The sequence below is a fragment of the Corynebacterium ammoniagenes DSM 20306 genome (assembly GCF_001941425.1).
GTDB lineage: Bacteria > Actinomycetota > Actinomycetes > Mycobacteriales > Mycobacteriaceae > Corynebacterium > Corynebacterium ammoniagenes.
The window spans coordinates 1,168,954-1,185,744 of record NZ_CP009244.1; the positions used below are offsets into that span (position 1 = coordinate 1,168,954).

Here is a 16,791-nt window from a genome sequence, read left to right on the forward strand (position 1 = left end):
CGCATGGAATCGAACTTAACGTTGTGGATCGGCATTGCCGTTGTTGTCCTCATCATCGTCATTGTCCTGTTGATTTTGTGGGGCAAAAAACGCGGTGAGGATAAGAAGGTAACTTTTGACAAACCTGAGGAAGAGCCAAAAGAGCTAACCCAACAGCAAAAGTCCGGCAATTATCAAGCACAATCCGGCTTTAACTTCGCGCCCGCCAAGTCTGCGGAGCCAGTACCTGCACGCGAAGATAAAGCCCCGAGCACCGAGCATAAAAAGCCTCAGCAGGCTGCTGCGCAAGCTCCCGAAGCTCCGCAACCTCCGGTGCCACCAGTAGTTCCACCCACCCCTAACGAAGAGCCTGCTTCCGCAGAGTCTGCTACCCAGGAGCCGGACGCTGTTAAACCCGCACCTGAAAAAGCAGCGCCAGTCGAGGAAGAAAATCCGGAAGCAGATTCCGTACTCCCAGTTGAGCAGCCAGAGGAAGTAGGGGAGAAGCAGGAAGAACCAAAGGACGCTGTCGAGGAAAGCAGTGCGGCTCCACAACAGTCTGTTAATCCAGAAGAAGATTCCCCGATCTTTGATGAAGTGGCCGAAGATCTTGACGCAGAAGATGTTCGTGACGAGGTCGACGAGCACGAAAAGGCACAAGAAGCAGCTGATGCCGCAGAGGTTCAGTCGGACTCTGCCGCAGCGGCACTTGAAGAGACTCCAGTTCCGGAAGAGCCGGTTGCTACGCCTGAGCCCACCGAGCTGGTGGAAGAAATCGAGCCAGCTGGTGGCCGTCTCGGTCGCTTGCGTGGTCGTTTGTCCCGGTCTCAAAATGCCATCGGCCAAGGTTTGATGGGCATTTTATCCGCGGGCGATCTAGATGAAGATGCCTGGGAGGAAATCGAAGATACCCTCATCATGGCGGATTTGGGTACCACGGTGACGATGAAGGTCTCAGATTCCTTGCGTCAAAAGATCGCAGAGCGAGGTGTCTCCAGTGAGGCAGAAGCGCGCGCGATGTTGCGTGAGGCATTGATTGAGGTAGGTCATCCAGAAATGGATCGTTCCATCAAGGCAATGCCTCATGAAGGAAAGCCTGCAGTAATCATGGTCGTCGGCGTCAACGGCACCGGCAAGACCACCACCACGGGCAAATTAGCGCGCGTGCTGGTATCGATGGGCCACTCGGTTCTGTTGGGCGCTGCGGATACTTTCCGTGCAGCGGCTGCAGATCAGCTAGAAACCTGGGGACGTCGCGTCGGCGCTACCACCGTGCGCGGTAAAGAAGGTGCTGACCCAGCCTCTGTCGCTTTCGATGCCGTGGCAAAGGGCGTTGAGCAACAAGTCGATGTTGTCTTAGTGGATACTGCCGGGCGCTTGCATACCTCCAATGACCTGATGGATCAGCTCGGAAAGGTCAAGCGCGTCGTTGAAAAGAAGTCCTCGGTTGATGAGGTCTTGCTCGTCATTGACGCAACCGTGGGCCAAAACGGTTTGATGCAAGCACGCGTGTTCCGTGAGGTCGTTGATATCACGGGCGTCGTACTGACCAAGTTGGATGGCACCGCGAAGGGCGGAATTGTCTTCCAAGTCCAAGAAGAACTGGGTGTCCCAGTCAAGCTCGTGGGCCTGGGCGAAGGTGCAGACCACCTTGCCCCCTTTGAAGTGGAAGGCTTCGTCGATGCACTACTTGGCGAACAGTAACCTGTAGTTCGACCGAAAGCACGCCCCCGCACTCTTTGATGATGGCGGGGGCGTGCTATTGTTTCTGTGATGACGAATACAAATGCCTCACATTCCGCTGTGCGTATCAGGCACAACGGGACCAATGGCTATATCAATTCGTGGGGCCCGCACCTATCCGGTGTCATTCCTTGAGCTGAGTAGTTCACCCCGTCTTTTCATGTTCACATAATAGGAATATCTACTTGCGATGCTTTTTTATGTTTTAGTGCTTTTAGGGCTTACGGTCGCAGTTGCCCCACTGGCGTCGCGTCTCTTAGAGCGTAATGCAGGGTGGCTTCTTGCTATACCGCTGTTAGCTGGTGCCGGAATGGCGGCAGCAGCATATAGCACCGATGAGGTTCATACTGAGTCAGTGCAATGGATGCCGACCATTGGCGTGGATTTTTCTTTGCGCCTCGATGGTCTCTCGTTGGTCTTTTTGATGCTCGTGCTGCTGATCGGCGCGGGCGTGCTGGCGTACTCAACGCGGTATCTCCACCACAAGGACACTGCTTTTTACTTTTATATCTGTGGCTTCGCTGCCTCCATGGCAGTCGTCGTCACCACAGATAACCTCATGGTGTTCTACCTCGCGTGGGAGCTGACAACCCTGTGCTCCTACTTCTTGATTGCCAATTCCGGTGAAAAGGGACACCAACCGGCTATCCGTACTTTGCTGGTGACGGTATTAGGCGGACTCTTCCTGCTGGGCGCCACCGTAATTATGGCCATCAGCGCCGACACCATGTCTATCTCTGAGGTCATTGCCTCACCAATGTGGGAAGACAATATCGGGCTGAAGGCCACCGTGGCCTTCTTGATTGCGATCGCGGCGTTTACTAAGTCGGCGCAATTTCCCTTCCAAGCCTGGTTGCCGGATTCCATGGTGGCTATTGCGCCAGTTTCTGCCTATCTTCACGCGGCAGCGATGGTCAAGGCAGGTATTTATCTGATCTTGCGCTACTCGCCGCTGTTGCATGATGTGCAGTTATGGAATGTCATGCTGGTAGTCGCCGGTGGTATTACGGCCCTCTTTGGCGCATTGACTGCTATTAAGTGTGACGACCTGAAGGAACTTCTGGCGTATTCGACGATGTCGCAATTGGGCCTATTGGTTCTGACGGTTGGCATCGGCACCGATGTTGCGATTACCGCAGCCATTGTTCATACCGTTGCCCACGCCTGTTTCAAGGCGGCACTGTTTATGTCCGTCGGAATCATTGAGCATGAAACCGGCACGCGTTCGTATCAGGAATTGCGTCATACCCGGATTGTGAAGATGCCGTTTACCACGGGGATCATCATCATCTCCGGTGCATCGATGGCCGGTATCCCATTGCTACTGGGCTTTGTCTCCAAAGAAGGCCTCATTACAGCCGCACTGGAATCCGGTTTGGCACAGCCATTTACCATTCTTGTCACCGCGGTGATCGTCATTACCTCGATGTTCACCTTCGCCTACTCCTTCCGCTATATCATCGGCTCCCGCGGTGCGACCAAGCACTCGATCGCCGAAGCCGAGTACCAGGCGGAAGAGGGCGGCTATGAACCAGAACCAGTCCAGACCATTCGGGAAGCAAACCCAACTGTGTGGATTGTCCCTGGTCTTCTCGCGCTGGTTACCCTGGTGCTCGGTCTCATTCCACCGCTGATGAACTGGATCGTGAGTCAGGCAGCTTTGGCAACTACCGGGCAAAGCATCGAAGTGGAACTAGCCGTCTGGCATGGCTTTAACGTTCCGCTGGCATTGAGCGCTGTCATCATTACCTTCGGCATTATCCTGGTGAAGTTCAACCGCGAACTGGCACGTGCGATGACGAACTTTGGTGCACCAATTTCTGGTTTGGACGCAGTGGAAAATCTGCGCCAGGGAATTATCAACTTTGGCGCCAAGTACGCAACCGGCCCATCGGGTACTACCTCGATGCGTCGACACTTGGTATTGCCACTGTTAATGCTGGTGCTGATTGCTGGCGTGGGTATTTTTACCCTGCGCGATCTGCCAGAGGTCTACCGTGAAACCTCAACACCAATGGACTGGGTCTTCGTACTCATCATCGCCATCGGTGTGCTCGCCTCGGTCATGGCTAAATCACGTCTGACCGTAGTCGTCGTTGTCTCCATTGCGGGCTACGGCGTTACCTTGTGGTTCTACGCCTTGGGCGCAGCCGATGTGGCAACCACCCAGCTGACCGTAGAAATTCTGACGGTCTGTGTGCTGGTCCTGGTTCTGCACCGTCTGCCAGATCACTTCACCCCAGAAACCCGTAAGTTCCACTGGTGGTCCATCGTGCTATCCGTCGTTGTCGGCTTGTGCGCGATGCTGGCAGTTTGGGGACTGACCGGGCGTCGGGATAAGTCAGACGCGGCACGTTTGTACCTGGAGCAGGCACCGGAAGATACCGGTGGCTCTAATATCGTGAACACTATTTTGGTCGACTACCGTGCATTCGATACTTTCGGCGAGCTCACGGTCTTGGGCATGGCTGGTATCTCCATTGCGGTACTGCTGGCTAAGTTCCGCCTCGCTCCGGTGCGCGAAACCCTCCTAGACCGGAAATCACCAATCTTTGGTGCCTTCGAAAACTCGGTATTCCTGCGCGCGACCAGCCGTGTGGTTGGCCCCATCATCGTGGTGCTCTCCGTACTGCTCTTCTTCCGCGGGCACTACCAAACCGGTGGCGGATTCGTCGCGGCACTGGTTGGCTCCGGTGGCATGGCGCTGATGTATCTGTCTGCGCCAAGCAACGACAGAGCAAAGGTTCGTTGGCCATACTTCACCCTCATCGGTTCTGGTGTTGCACTGGCATCGTTGACCGGTTTGGCGGGCTTTTTCGAAGGCTCTTTCCTTACCTCGCTGCACGTGGACATCTTCGGTTCACAGCAAACTTCCGCCATGATTTTCGACTTGGGCGTTTACCTCGCGGTTCTTGGTGTCATCGTGGCCGCCTTCAACCTGCTGGGCATGCCGCGTAAGGGAGATAAGGAATTCCATATCTTGTTGGACTTAGACTCCGAACGCACTTTGGAGCGTCGAGGAGAAACCGAAGACCACAAGGCGCTTGCTGCACAGGCGGCAAATAAGACCGAAGAAAGGAGCAAGTAGATGACCCTGGCTATTTCCTCAGGCATCCTCATCGGAGGCGCTGTCTACCTCATGCTGCGCCGAGACATGCTGCGCATCGCGCTCGGGTTTACGCTTCTTTCGCACGGCATCAACTTGATGATTGTTGCCACCGGTGGCACTTATGCCCGCAATGAACCATTTGGTGAGCACACGACGGCACAGATGGCATTTGCTGCGGACCCGCTGCCACAGGCTTTCGTGCTGACTGCGATTGTTATTGGTTTTTCGATTTCGGTACTCATGTTTGTCACCGCCGCAGTAGGCGATGGCAATGATGCCACCCGTCCAGAACTCGACCTGGATGAGCACAAGGATGTGGTTCTCTAATGTGGTACAGCCCTGAACTAGTGGCATCCTTACTGCCACTGTTTGCAGCTATTCCGCTGCTTGCAGCTGGTTTATTAATTCTTTTCCAGCGTGTACGACTCCTGCAAGAAGTCGTCATGTACACCGTGTTGGGTGCGGGTTTAATTGGCTCGTGCATCCTCATTGCTATTACCGCCGATGGCACCGCCTTGGCACACCGCGTGGGTAATTGGGATGCTCTTGTAGCCATTCCTTTTGCGGTGGATATGTTCGCCGCGCTGATGCTGGTTACAGTATCTATTTTGGCGATTGTGTGTGCTTGGTTTGCCACCGCGAGTGGCTTTTCCAAAGAACCTTTCTTTGCACCACTGACCTTGGTTCTCATGTGTGGCGTCTATGGCGCATTGTTGACGGCAGATATTTTCAACTTCTTCGTCTTCATCGAGGTCATGCTGCTGCCTAGCTACGGGCTGTATGCCACGACCATCTACCGTCGCGGCGGTCGTCAGCAGCTGGCGGGTTTGCGCCTGTTTATTGTCGCCAACCTGTTTGCGTCCAATATGCTGCTCGCCGGTGTTGCCCTGGTCTACGGCTCCTACGGTGCGGTGAACCTCGCGCAGCTGCAAGGTGCGGCCAAGGAAGAACCTGCCGTGGCTATCGCGATGTCGGTTGTCATTTTGGCCATGCTGATCAAGGCCTCGGTGGTGCCAATCCACACCTGGCTGGCACGTTCTTACCCCTATACCAACCCAGCGGTCACCGCTCTGTTCTCCGGCCTGCACACCAAAGTCGGTGTTTACGCGATTTATCGTTGGTACGCCGTGATCTTTGATGGTGATGCGCGCTGGTTATGGATCTTGGTTCTGCTATTTACCCTCACTATGGTCATCGGTGTCCTCGGCGCGGTCGGGGAGAAGACCACGCGTGAGATTTTGGCCTTCCACATGGTGTCACAGCTCGGCTACATCCTCATGGGCGTCGCGCTGTTTACCCACCTGGGTATGACCGCGGGAATCTTCTATCTGATTCACCACATGATCGTCAAAGCTTCGCTGTTCTTGTCCACCGGCGCTGTCGAAGTTGCCTATGGCACAGGAGAGTTGGACAAGGTGACCAACATTTCCAAGCGAGAGCCGATCATCGCGGTCGCTTTCTTTGCCGCCGCATTGTCGCTGGCCGGAATCCCGCCATTTTCAGGATTCGTCGCAAAGTTCACCTTGCTGCTGGGAACGTGGGAAGCAAGAGAAATCTACGCGCTGGTTGCGATGTTGGTCGTCTCCCTCATTACCTTGCTGTCCATGCTCAAAATTTGGAAGGGCATGTTCTGGGGAGATCGCACCAAGGCAGCACCGAAACCACGCGCGGGACAAGATCCTGATAGCGAAGCAGCCACCATCTGCGGTGGCGTCGCGAGCTACCCAGAGCTTCCTGAGGAAGGCGCATCGGTTGCTGTTAAGGCAGCATCGGAGGCTTATATCATTGAAGATACTAAGGATGCCCGCCCACGCATTAAGTTCTGGTTGGCTGCTCCAGCAGTTATTACCGCGCTTTTGACCCTCGCCATCGGCGTGGGCGGCGAAGTTCTGCTGAACTGGTCGGATACTGCAGCAGCTGGTCTTTTAGACACCTCTAATTACGTTGAGGCGGTGCTTGGATAATGGATTATTTAACTTACCCATTTCGTTTCATTGGCTTTTGGCTCTGGTACATCAAAGAATTTACCGTTGCCAACTATTCCGTCTTGAAAGATATTTTGTCCCGCGGGCATGACTCGACTCCTGGCATTGCCCGGTACCCCTGCGAATCAGAATCTGAAGCGCACTACACACTCATCGCAGCATTGATTACCGTGACCCCAGGTACGTTGGTTGTCGGTGCGGCAGCGAATACAGAAGAAGGCCAGCGGGTGATGTATGTCCATGGCATGTACAACTCGGATGCTGATGAACTGCGTGCAGATTTGCGCGATATGGAAGAGCGCATGCTGCGCGGAGTGATGATTCACCCGCACTTTTTCTCTGACCGAAAGAAAGAGGCTTAGGTCATGGTTCTCAATATTGCAATCGTGGTGGTGGCCCTGTCCATCATTCCCTCTGCTTATCGTATGTTGATTGGCCCAACCCGTGCTGACCGCGTCTCTGCGGCCGATGCCTTGTTGTTTGTGCTCGTGGCATTGATTGCCTTGATCGGAATGAAGAAGGGGTCAGGCTTTACCTTTGACTTGGTGCTTGTCGCCTCCGTCATGGGCTTTTTGGGCGCGGTCTCGCTCTCCCGCGCGCTTATGCGAGGTGAGCGCTAATGTCAGTGCTTCTTATCATCTCCGATATCTTCTTGGTCTTAGGCGCATTTAACTTTGCAGTCTGTGCTGCCGGCATGCTGAGCTTTCGCGATGTATTTGCCCGTATTTCGGTGTTATCTACCGCGTCTGGTTTTGGCGTGACCTTCCTGCTCATTGGCGCATTCTTGCGTGACCCAAGCTGGTGGAACGTGCTGATTGGTATGGCAGCCATCGTCTTGTTGCTGGGCACTTCCGCGATTGGCTCGATCTTGATCTCCCGCGCTGCGCTGCTGCGTCGGGTTGAAATCGTGGATTGCCACTTCCAGGAAGCTGACCCGTATTACAGCGACCCTGAGGCTCTAGCGCGCGAGCAGTTTATGCGCGAGGACATGCAAGATCGTCTGTCGTAAGAGCAGATAGTCGGCAAGATAGTGGATTCGGTACCTTCGGGTACCGAATTTTTTTATGTCTGCTGAGTCACAAAACATTCCTTATTCTATAGGTCTACAGATATTCTAAAACGGTACCTGTCGAACTATAGAAAGTAGGCTACCGTGACTTCTGATACCTTGCTTGCCGCTTCCGGCAACGCCTCGTGGATGCTCATGTCGGCATCGTTGGTGTTGTTGATGACCCCGGCGTTGGCCTTGTTTTATGGCGGCATGTCCTCGCGCCGCAGTGTTTTGAACATCATGATGATGAGCTTTGGCACCTTGGGTGTCGTCAGCGTTGTCTATATCCTGTGGGGCTGGTCCATGTCTTATGGCTCCCAGTCCATTGGTGGAGTAGTGGCCAGTCCATTCGAAATGTTCGGACTTTTAAGACAAATCGTCGATGACAACGGAAACTACGTCGACGGCGCATCTGGTTATGCCAATGTCATTGACATTGGGTTCCAACTGACCTTCGCGGTTATTTCCACCGCCTTAATCTCCGGCGCCTTGGCCGAGCGGGTGAAGTTTTCCACCTGGCTGATCTTTAGCGGTGCTTGGGCGACCCTGGTGTATTTTCCATTGGCGCACATGGTGTGGGGAGGTGGCTGGCTTTCACACTCGACGCAGTCGATTTCCGCTTTGCTGTTTGGAACCACTGGTGGTGAAGCAAATGTGGTTCCGATTGATTTCGCAGGCGGGGTAGTAGTCCATATTTCTGCTGGCGCGGCTGCTTTGGTCCTTGCCTTGGTAGTCGGCAAACGCCACAGCTTTCCGAAAAGCCCGTCGCGCCCGCACAATCTCCCGCTGACGATGCTCGGCGCCGCCCTGTTGTGGTTCGGTTGGTTTGGATTCAACGGCGGGTCTGCCTTCGCAGCCGATGGCTTAGCCGGGCTCGCGTGGATTAACACCACAGCTGCAGCAGCCGCAGCAATGTTGGGCTGGATGCTCATTGAAGCTATCCGCGACAAAGCAGCTACCTCACTGGGTGCAGCCTCTGGACTCGTTGCTGGCCTGGTCACCATCACCCCGGCAGCGGGGGCATTGAACCCGTTGACGTCACTGATGTTGGGATTAATCGGCGGCATCCTGGCCTGTCTTGGCGTGGGCCTGAAATACAAATTCGGCTTCGATGACTCATTGGATGTCGTCGGCGTTCACCTCGTCGCTGGCCTGTGGGGCACCGTGGGCGTGGCATTTTTCGCCACGGATGGCGGAATGTTGACCGATGATTTTGGTTATGGCTTCCAACTACTTATCATCCAAACCGTTATTGCTGTCATCGCCATGATATTTTCGGCAGCGATGACCTTCATTATCGCAATAGCCCTGCGCGCAACCATGGGATGGCGCGTGGATAGGGAAGCAGAAGCCACGGGCATTGACTTGGCTCAGCACCGCGAAACAGCATATGAAACCGCCGGGGTCAGTACTTTTGGAACCTCAAGCGCTACTATGGGTAGAAGTGGTACAGCGCCAATCCTTCCATCCCGCACCGATATAAAGGAGTAAAACACCATGAAACTGATAACTGCAGTTCTCAAACCCTTCACCTTGCCGGATGTGCGGGCTGCCCTCGAGCATGTCAACGTTCACGGCCTGACCGTGACGGAAGTACAAGGCTATGGCCAGCAACGCGGACACAATGAGGTCTATCGAGGCGCAGAATACGCCACCGACTTCGTGCCAAAGATTAAATTGGAAATCCTCATCGCTGATGACCGCGTGGATGAAGTTGCCAATGCCATCGTCGAAGCGGCGTATACCGGCAAGATTGGTGACGGCAAGCTCTGGGTTTCCCCAGTAGAAGAAGTCATCCGCGTGCGTACCGGTGAGCGCGGAGAAGACGCAATCTAGCGTGATTTTAGACCCCCAAGAGATTCGCGCCGAGGCATATTCTTCGGCGCGAACTTTAATTGACAGTTTAGAAATCCCCGCTAATGCAGCACTTGCAGCCACGGGCTCGTTGGCGCGTCGAGAGATGACATCATATTCCGATCTCGACATGGTGCTCATTCACGCGCCCGACGAGCACATCGCGGATGAGGCAGCATCGGCGCTGTGGTATCCCATCTGGGATGCGAAATACCACCTCGATTATGCGGTGCGCACCCCGGAAGAATGCGCGGCAGTGGCGGAGACTGATGTCGCGGCCGCGTTGAGCCAATTGGACTTGACCTTTCTCGGCGGCAATAAGCAGCTTGTCGATGAAGCCCGGGCCAAGCTCTATGCCACCTGGCGAGTATCGCTGCAAAAGAACTTCGATAAGTTCATCGATTCTTCTATCGATCGGTGGCGCTGGGCAGGAGCGATTGCGTCGATGACGCGCCCGGAGATTAAAAACGGGCGCGGCGGGTTGCGCGATCTGCAGCTTCTGCGCGCTTTAGCCCTGGGAAACCTGTGTGATGTGCCCGATCTGTCCGTACAACGCGACCTTCTGTTGGATGTGCGTGTTTTGCTTCATGAGCATTCGCGTCGACACCGCGACGTTCTAGAGCCAGAATTTGCGGCAGAAATTGCCGAAGACCTAGATTTCAAAGACCGCTACGAGCTCTCCGCTGCTCTGGCAGAAGCCGCGAACACGATTTCCACCGCCGTGGAACGTGGATTGTCAACGGCGCGTGGGCTGGTCTCGCGGCGCAGCTTGCATCGGGTGCGCAAGCCCTTGGATGTCGATGTCGTCGATGAAGGTGGATATATCACCCTGGTCCGCCATGCGAATTTAGAAGATCCGGGCTTAACACTTCGCGTGGCCGCAGCTGCCGCCCGCACCGGAAATCCCGTCAAGAACGGAGTCTGGCAACTACTAACTTCCGTCCCGCCGCTGCCATCGCGCTGGCCGCGGACAACCGTCGATGATTTTTTCACCGTGTTAACGCGCCCGCAGGTGATTATCGACATGGACAAACACGGTCTGTGGCAGCGCTACGTTCCCGAATGGAATCACATTCGCGGCGTGTTGCCCCGCGAGCGCAACCATTCGCACACCATTGATTTTCACTCGGTAGAAACCGTGGCCCGCTGCGCCGAGGTGCGTACGACGGTGGGACGGCCAGACTTGTTATTGCTCGGTGCGCTTTTTCATGACATTGGCAAAGGCTATGGACGCCCGCACGAGCAAGTCGGTGCGGAAATGGTCGCGCGCATGGGACAGAAGATGGGCCTTAACCTGCCCGATCGCATGCGTGTGCAAACATTGGTGGCAGAACACACCACCTTGTCGAAGTTTGCGGCACGGATGGATCCGGCTTCAGATACAGCACGCAATGCCATCTTGGATGCGGTGCACTATGACCCCTTGACGTTGACGATGTTGACAGTATTGACAGAAGCTGATGCGAAATCGACCGGCCCGGGGGTCTGGAGCCATCGAAAAGCGTATGCCGTCCACGAGCTGTCACAGCGTGCCTTGGAAATGTTGGACACCTTTGTTCCTGCGCGCCCGCGCGTTTATGCGCCAGCCGATATTGGCTTGCAGACCAACTGGGAAGATAAACAGCTCACCATTTCCTGGCGCGGGTCTTATCAACGAGAAGTAGTAAGGCCCTTGGCGGTCGTGGCAGCGTTGGGATGGGCGGTGACTTCTGCGGCGATGGTGCGAGAAGATGATGGTTCTTATGCGGCGGAATTTACCGTGCGCGCACTGCATGAGCGTTTGGAACGAGCCGCGGATGAGGCACGGTTTGTGCAAGCGTATAAATCGGGCGTGTACTCCGTCCTGCCCGCCATTGAGAATTACCCGTCCACGGCGAACTGGCAAGTTGGCGGGGTCTTTGAGGTGCGCACCGTGGATCAGCTTGCGGGATTAGGCCATGTTATTGGCAAATTGCCTGATGTAAAGTGGTTAACTATGACCTCCCCTGGAGCAACCATGGTGGTGCAGGCAGCAATGTTTGAAACCGTTTCTCGCGCCGCAGTGGCCAGGAATGTGACCGAAGCGCTATCAGGCGGCTAAGCTAGGGGAGTTAAAAGTTCCCGAACGAAAAGATGTGCTTAAGTGTTCGAGTCACTATCAGATCGCTTACAAACGACGCTGAAAGGTCTGCGCGGTAAAGGCAAGCTGACCGAGGCAGACATCAACGCCACCGCGCGTGAGATTCGTCTTGCGCTGCTGGAAGCTGACGTGTCATTGACCGTCGTGCGCGGGTTCATCAAGCGCGTAAAAGAACGCGCTGTTGGCGCAGAGGTTTCTGAAGCGCTGAACCCTGCCCAGCAAGTTATCAAGATTGTTAATGAAGAGCTGGTCACCATCCTTGGTGGCGAGACTCGCCGTTTGCAATTTGCGAAGAACCCGCCGACGGTCATCATGCTCGCCGGTTTGCAAGGTGCTGGTAAAACCACCCTTGCCGGTAAATTAGCCAAGCATTTATCAGGTCAGGGGCACACCCCCATGCTGGTGGCCTGTGACTTGCAACGCCCTGGTGCCGTTCAGCAGCTAGAAATTGTCGGTGAGCGCGCTGGCGTTCCGACCTTTGCTCCTGATGCGGGCACCTCGGTGGATGCGCACGACCATGAGATGGGCACCTCCACGGGCGACCCCGTCCAGGTTGCACAAGCTGGTATCGAAGAAGCCAAGCGCGCGCAGCACGACGTGGTCATCATTGACACGGCTGGTCGATTGGGTATTGATGAAACCCTGATGACCCAGGCGCGTAATATTCGCGACGCCGTTAACCCCGATGAAGTGCTGTTTGTCATTGACTCCATGATTGGTCAAGACGCTGTCACAACTGCGGAAGCCTTCCGTGATGGTGTGGACTTTACCGGCGTGGTCTTGACGAAGCTGGATGGTGATGCCCGTGGTGGTGCTGCGCTGTCGATTCGTGAAGTTACCGGCAAGCCCATCATGTTTGCATCGACCGGCGAGAAGCTCGAAAACTTCGATGTCTTCCACCCAGAGCGCATGGCCAGCCGCATCTTGGGCATGGGCGATATGCTCAGCCTTATTGAGCAAGCCGAAGCCACGTTGGACCAGAGCAAGGCTGAAGACGCTGCGCGCAAGCTGGGCTCTGGTGAGCTAACTCTCGATGACTTCCTCGACCAGTTGTTGATGATCCGCAAGATGGGACCCATTGGCAACCTGCTCAAGATGATGCCTGGCGGCAAGCAAATGAGCGATATGGCAGACATGGTCGATGAGAAACAAATAGACCGCATCCAGGCCATCATTCGCGGTATGACCCCGGAAGAGCGCGCGAATCCGAAGATTCTCAATGCCTCGCGCCGCAAGCGTATTTCCATCGGTTCTGGCGTCGAAGTAGCCGATGTCAACCAGCTCATCGAACGCTTTAATGAAGCGAAGAAGATGATGACCAAGATGGCTGGCCAATTCGGCATGGGCGGCGGTGCTCGTTCGGCGACGAAGAAGAAGCCGAAGGGCCGCAAGGGCAAAAATGGCAAGCGTAAAAAGCCACGCAATACCAACCGCGGCGGTGGCATGCCACAAATGCCGGGTATGCCAGGCATGCCTGGTGGTGGTGGTGGAATGCCATCCATGGAAGAGCTGCAGAAGCTCCAAGACCAAATGGGCGGCGGTGCCGGTGGTGGCTTCCCAGGCATGGGTAATAAGTTGCCGAAGGGCATGGAAAATATCGACCTGAATAATTTGAAGTTCGATAAATAAGCCGCACACCACGGCACGTAAAAGGCTGAACTCCTGACACCATCTGGCGTCAGGAGTTCAGCTTTATTTTATGGTCAAGCTTCTAGGTAGCCGGGATCTGCGAACCGGGAAGCGCTTCACCGGGGCCTGGCTGGTATGGCAGAGGCTGATCCGCAGGTGGTTCCTCTTCGGGTGGAGCTTCTTCCGGTGGAACCTCTGCTGGAGGGGCTTCCTGGTAGAACGGTGGTTGTTCACCGCCAGGCAATTGCTCAACTGGAGCTTGCTCGCCACCGGGGTACTCACTGCCTGGAAGTGGTTGTTCTTCCGGTGCTGGCAGTGGGAGGGGATCGAAGCTTGGGACACGGGATTCTGGAATCGGCGCACCGTCCATAAACGCGCGGATGTAGTCCTCAAACAGCGGCATCGCGGAGTCTGCGAAAGCATTGGAGATATGGTGCATATCGCGATAGACCATAACGTTGCCAATAACCGTTGGGCACCATTCGGCGTCACAGAACCAATTCGATGTATCGATGGCGTACATATTGTCAAAGTTCGCGAGGATCTCTGCTGCCGGATCCAACGGGGTGTACACGCGCTCGCGCGCCATGCCACAACCAATCGGGTCTTCGGTTGCCACGTAGCACTCGTCGAACTCACGAGCCATCAGGTTCTCATCGAAGCTCCATGGGTTATCGCGCAATCCTAAGAATGGGATATTCGCGGCTTGGAGGCCTTCCCAGAACCCGACGTAGCCAGCGGGCACCATATCTGGGCCATGTCCATGTTCGCCTTGTGGGCGAGTGGTATTGGAAATGACCAAATCAGGCTCTCCTTCGAGCATCCGATCCATTGCTAGCTCGCCCCACTCGGCGCAGACGGGAGTAACCCCAGAAGTATCACCGAGCTCGATAGGGCAGTCTTGGCGCAGCAACGGAACTAGCTTAAAGCCCATGCGTTTGCCCAATTTATCCAAGCCCGAAGACCACTGTTCAGCATGGGAGCCGCCGACTAAGTAAACGGTGAATTCGGCATCGACATCACCGAAGATACAGGGATCGCCGTTGACGTCGATATCGATGAAGAAATCAGCCGGGGCATCTTTGGGAATAAAGCAGTGCACCATAGAAACCGGTGGCGCGAGACCGCCCACCAACATCGGATCTGGCTGGACGGGCTCATCCGGAACCTCCGCGCCAAAGTGCGCCATGACGCCTGGGTAGGAGGCAGGATCTAAGGTTTCACCCTCAAGGTTTTGAATAGAGCGCAACCACATTGGTTGAACCATCAGCAGTGCCACCATGCACACAGCGACAAAGCCGCCGCCAACCGCGCGCATTTTGCCACCGCGCTGCTTCAAGGTTGCTAGTGCGCGATTGACTGGCATGTCATCGGCCAATGGACGCTTGGCATGCTGGCGCAGCGGGCTTTCTAAGAAGCGGTAGGTAAGGTCCGCCAAGCCCAAGGACACCACGATGATCGTAATGCCCAACCACCATGGTGGTGTTGCCAAGCTCAATGCAGAGGTGGAAAGAATCAGCAGCGGCCAGTGCCACAGGTAGAGCGCGTAGGCGATGTCACCGAGCCAGCGCGCTGGTTTCGAGGCCATGATGCCGGAGACCTTGCCGCCGGAGCTGCCACCAATGATGATCAGAACCGCGCCGCCGAGTGGTAGGAGTGAAAGCGGGCCTGGATAAGCCGTGGAGTCAGCAATGATAGCGCCGGTGAAAAACAGCGCGATCAGGCCGACGATGGTCATAATATTGCCAAAGAACGGCGAGACCCTGAGCTTGGAGCCGTAGATGGCGAGTACTGCGCCCAGCGTTAGCTCCCAGGCACGCGACCATGTGGAGTAGTAGTTTTCACCAGTGCCAAACAAACCGTGCCGGGAGGCATAGAGGAAGGACACAATCGTGATGACGATGAGGATGGGTCCGGCGATTTGCTGCACGCTTGGAAAACGGGACTGACGAAGCCCGCTTTGCCGCGGGATTCGCGTGATGGCAGCCAAGACGAGCGCGAAGATAATGCCCATGAGGTAGAACTGACCCTGCACCGCCATTGACCACATGTGCTGCAGTGGTGAGGTATCGGCGGAAGCCGCTGCATAATCAGCATCCTGGGCTGCCAGCTCCCAGTTTTGGAAGTAAAACAGCGTCGCCGTAATTTGCTGCGCGAACTCGGTGCGCATCAACTGCGGGGTTATGAAATACACCAGCAGGGTAGTGACGCCGATAACCAAAATCAGGCTCGGCAGCAGCCTTCGCAGGGTTCGCCAAATGGGCCACCACGGGTTTAGCGAGGCATTCGGCTTGGCCGCGTAACGCAGCTGTGAGCCGAGGAAGAAATAACCCGACAGGAGCAAGAATACGTCGACGCCGCCGGATACACGGCCGACGAAGACGTGATAAAAGACCACCAGGGCGATCGCAATTCCGCGAAGTCCGTCCAGGTCATAGCGATAACGGAAGTTTCGAACTGCGTCAGTGCTCATTGAAAATCTTATGGTCCGAATCTATATACTTGGGCACGCCAAAAAGCTGGTGTGCAAAAAGTGGCTGGAATTCGGTTGTTAGATTACTTGGTTGTTAAGCCTAACTCCTATTCCTCCACGCCAGTTTTGGGAATTGACGAAATTCCTTGTAATATGGCTGAGGTTGTGTGAAATTGCACGACTGCGTAATGCCGCCAACGACCATGGTCGCCCGGCAGTCACACGCAGAAAAATCTCCAAGGGTTGAACCGGCTTGGTTAATGCCAAGCGACAGTACTGCCCAGTGACTTAGAAAAAGGAGCCATCATGGCTGCAAAGATTAAGCTTCAGCGTATCGGTAAGGTACGCAATGCACAGTACCGCGTTATTGTTGCGGACTCCCGCACCCGCCGTTCCGGCCGTGCTATCGAAACTCTCGGCATCTACCAGCCAAAGGAAGAGCCATCCGTTATCCAGATCGATTCTGAGCGTGCTCAGTACTGGATCGGCGTTGGCGCACAGCCAACCGAGCCAGTTCTCGCACTGCTGAAGATCACCGGTGACTGGCAGAAGGCTAAGGGCCTGCCAGGCGCTGAGGGCACCTTGAAGGTTGCAGAAGAGAAGCCTTCCAAGCTGGATCTGTTCAACGCTGCGTTGTCCGAGGCTAACAACGGCCCATCCGTTGAGGCTGTCACCGCAAAGCGTGCGAAGGCTAAGGAAGAAAAGGAAGCTAAGGCCGCTGCAGAAATGGCTGCCGCAGAAGCTGCTTCCGCTGCAGAGTCCTCTGAGGAAGAGTCCGCGGAGTAATTCTTTCTACACCGTGCTGCATGGCGTCGTTTCCCAATTGGGAAGCGGCGCTTTTGCTCTATT

The 16,791-nt window shown here is 55.3% G+C and carries 13 protein-coding genes; 12 read left to right on the top strand and 1 reads right to left on the bottom strand.

Annotation, left to right across the window (positions count from 1 at the left end):
• The first annotated feature begins 3 nt into the window (after positions 1–3).
• The 11 genes from ftsY to ffh all read left to right on the top strand — a co-directional run bounded on the left by ftsY (position 4) and on the right by ffh (position 13,469).
• Positions 4–1,683, top strand: a complete 1,680-nt coding sequence (ftsY, locus tag CAMM_RS05350) for a signal recognition particle-docking protein FtsY (RefSeq protein WP_003845329.1) — start codon at positions 4–6, stop codon at positions 1,681–1,683.
• A gap of 229 nt (positions 1,684–1,912) precedes the next feature.
• Positions 1,913–4,810 carry a DUF4040 family protein gene (locus CAMM_RS05355; RefSeq protein ID WP_003845331.1) on the top strand — a complete coding sequence of 966 codons (2,898 nt, stop codon included), beginning with the start codon at positions 1,913–1,915 and terminating at the stop codon, positions 4,808–4,810.
• On the top strand, positions 4,811–5,158 hold the full coding sequence (locus CAMM_RS05360; protein WP_003845332.1) for a sodium:proton antiporter: 348 nt from the start codon (positions 4,811–4,813) through the stop codon (positions 5,156–5,158). It begins immediately after the preceding gene.
• Positions 5,158–6,795, top strand: a complete 1,638-nt coding sequence (locus CAMM_RS05365) for a monovalent cation/H+ antiporter subunit D family protein (RefSeq protein ID WP_003845333.1) — start codon at positions 5,158–5,160, stop codon at positions 6,793–6,795. Before CAMM_RS05360 ends, CAMM_RS05365 begins: the two co-directional genes overlap by 1 nt.
• Positions 6,795–7,178 carry a Na+/H+ antiporter subunit E gene (locus CAMM_RS05370; protein WP_003845334.1) on the top strand — a complete coding sequence of 128 codons (384 nt, stop codon included), beginning with the start codon at positions 6,795–6,797 and terminating at the stop codon, positions 7,176–7,178. Before CAMM_RS05365 ends, CAMM_RS05370 begins: the two co-directional genes overlap by 1 nt.
• 3 nt (positions 7,179–7,181) lie before the next feature.
• On the top strand, positions 7,182–7,436 hold the full coding sequence (locus tag CAMM_RS05375) for an MrpF/PhaF family protein (RefSeq protein ID WP_003845335.1): 255 nt from the start codon (positions 7,182–7,184) through the stop codon (positions 7,434–7,436).
• The gene (locus CAMM_RS05380) at positions 7,436–7,825 is read left to right on the top strand and encodes a cation:proton antiporter (RefSeq protein WP_003845336.1); all 390 of its coding nucleotides are present in this window, start codon (positions 7,436–7,438) and stop codon (positions 7,823–7,825) included. Before CAMM_RS05375 ends, CAMM_RS05380 begins: the two co-directional genes overlap by 1 nt.
• Positions 7,826–8,014: 189 nt before the next feature.
• Positions 8,015–9,358 carry an ammonium transporter gene (locus tag CAMM_RS05385; RefSeq protein ID WP_003845338.1) on the top strand — a complete coding sequence of 448 codons (1,344 nt, stop codon included), beginning with the start codon at positions 8,015–8,017 and terminating at the stop codon, positions 9,356–9,358.
• A 6-nt stretch (positions 9,359–9,364) separates the two neighbouring features.
• Positions 9,365–9,703 (top strand): P-II family nitrogen regulator, encoded by a 339-nt coding sequence (locus CAMM_RS05390; RefSeq protein ID WP_003845340.1) that lies wholly within the window; start codon positions 9,365–9,367, stop codon positions 9,701–9,703.
• Between the two features lie 4 nt (positions 9,704–9,707).
• On the top strand, positions 9,708–11,801 hold the full coding sequence (locus CAMM_RS05395) for a [protein-PII] uridylyltransferase (protein ID WP_040354462.1): 2,094 nt from the start codon (positions 9,708–9,710) through the stop codon (positions 11,799–11,801).
• Between the two features lie 42 nt (positions 11,802–11,843).
• Positions 11,844–13,469 carry a signal recognition particle protein gene (gene ffh / locus CAMM_RS05400; protein WP_003845342.1) on the top strand — a complete coding sequence of 542 codons (1,626 nt, stop codon included), beginning with the start codon at positions 11,844–11,846 and terminating at the stop codon, positions 13,467–13,469.
• Between the two features lie 82 nt (positions 13,470–13,551).
• Here the strand turns inward: ffh and CAMM_RS05405 are convergent, their stop codons facing one another.
• Entirely contained in the window at positions 13,552–15,942 is a 2,391-nt protein-coding gene (locus CAMM_RS05405) for an acyltransferase family protein (protein WP_003845343.1), read from the bottom strand.
• A gap of 306 nt (positions 15,943–16,248) precedes the next feature.
• On the opposite strand from CAMM_RS05405, the gene rpsP reads away from it, so the two are divergent.
• A complete protein-coding gene (gene rpsP / locus CAMM_RS05410) occupies positions 16,249–16,728 on the top strand; it encodes a 30S ribosomal protein S16 (protein ID WP_003845344.1) in 480 nt (159 codons plus the stop codon).
• Positions 16,729–16,791 lie beyond the last annotated feature (63 nt).

Coding starts and splice junctions, on each gene's coding strand:
- ftsY (WP_003845329.1), top strand. CDS start 4: ATGGAATCGAACTTAACGTTGTGGATCGGCATTGCCGTTGTTGTCCTC.
- CAMM_RS05355 (WP_003845331.1), top strand. CDS start 1,913: ATGCTTTTTTATGTTTTAGTGCTTTTAGGGCTTACGGTCGCAGTTGCC.
- CAMM_RS05360 (WP_003845332.1), top strand. CDS start 4,811: ATGACCCTGGCTATTTCCTCAGGCATCCTCATCGGAGGCGCTGTCTAC.
- CAMM_RS05365 (WP_003845333.1), top strand. CDS start 5,158: ATGTGGTACAGCCCTGAACTAGTGGCATCCTTACTGCCACTGTTTGCA.
- CAMM_RS05370 (WP_003845334.1), top strand. CDS start 6,795: ATGGATTATTTAACTTACCCATTTCGTTTCATTGGCTTTTGGCTCTGG.
- CAMM_RS05375 (WP_003845335.1), top strand. CDS start 7,182: ATGGTTCTCAATATTGCAATCGTGGTGGTGGCCCTGTCCATCATTCCC.
- CAMM_RS05380 (WP_003845336.1), top strand. CDS start 7,436: ATGTCAGTGCTTCTTATCATCTCCGATATCTTCTTGGTCTTAGGCGCA.
- CAMM_RS05385 (WP_003845338.1), top strand. CDS start 8,015: ATGCTCATGTCGGCATCGTTGGTGTTGTTGATGACCCCGGCGTTGGCC.
- CAMM_RS05390 (WP_003845340.1), top strand. CDS start 9,365: ATGAAACTGATAACTGCAGTTCTCAAACCCTTCACCTTGCCGGATGTG.
- CAMM_RS05405 (WP_003845343.1), bottom strand. CDS start 15,942: ATGAGCACTGACGCAGTTCGAAACTTCCGTTATCGCTATGACCTGGAC.
- rpsP (WP_003845344.1), top strand. CDS start 16,249: ATGGCTGCAAAGATTAAGCTTCAGCGTATCGGTAAGGTACGCAATGCA.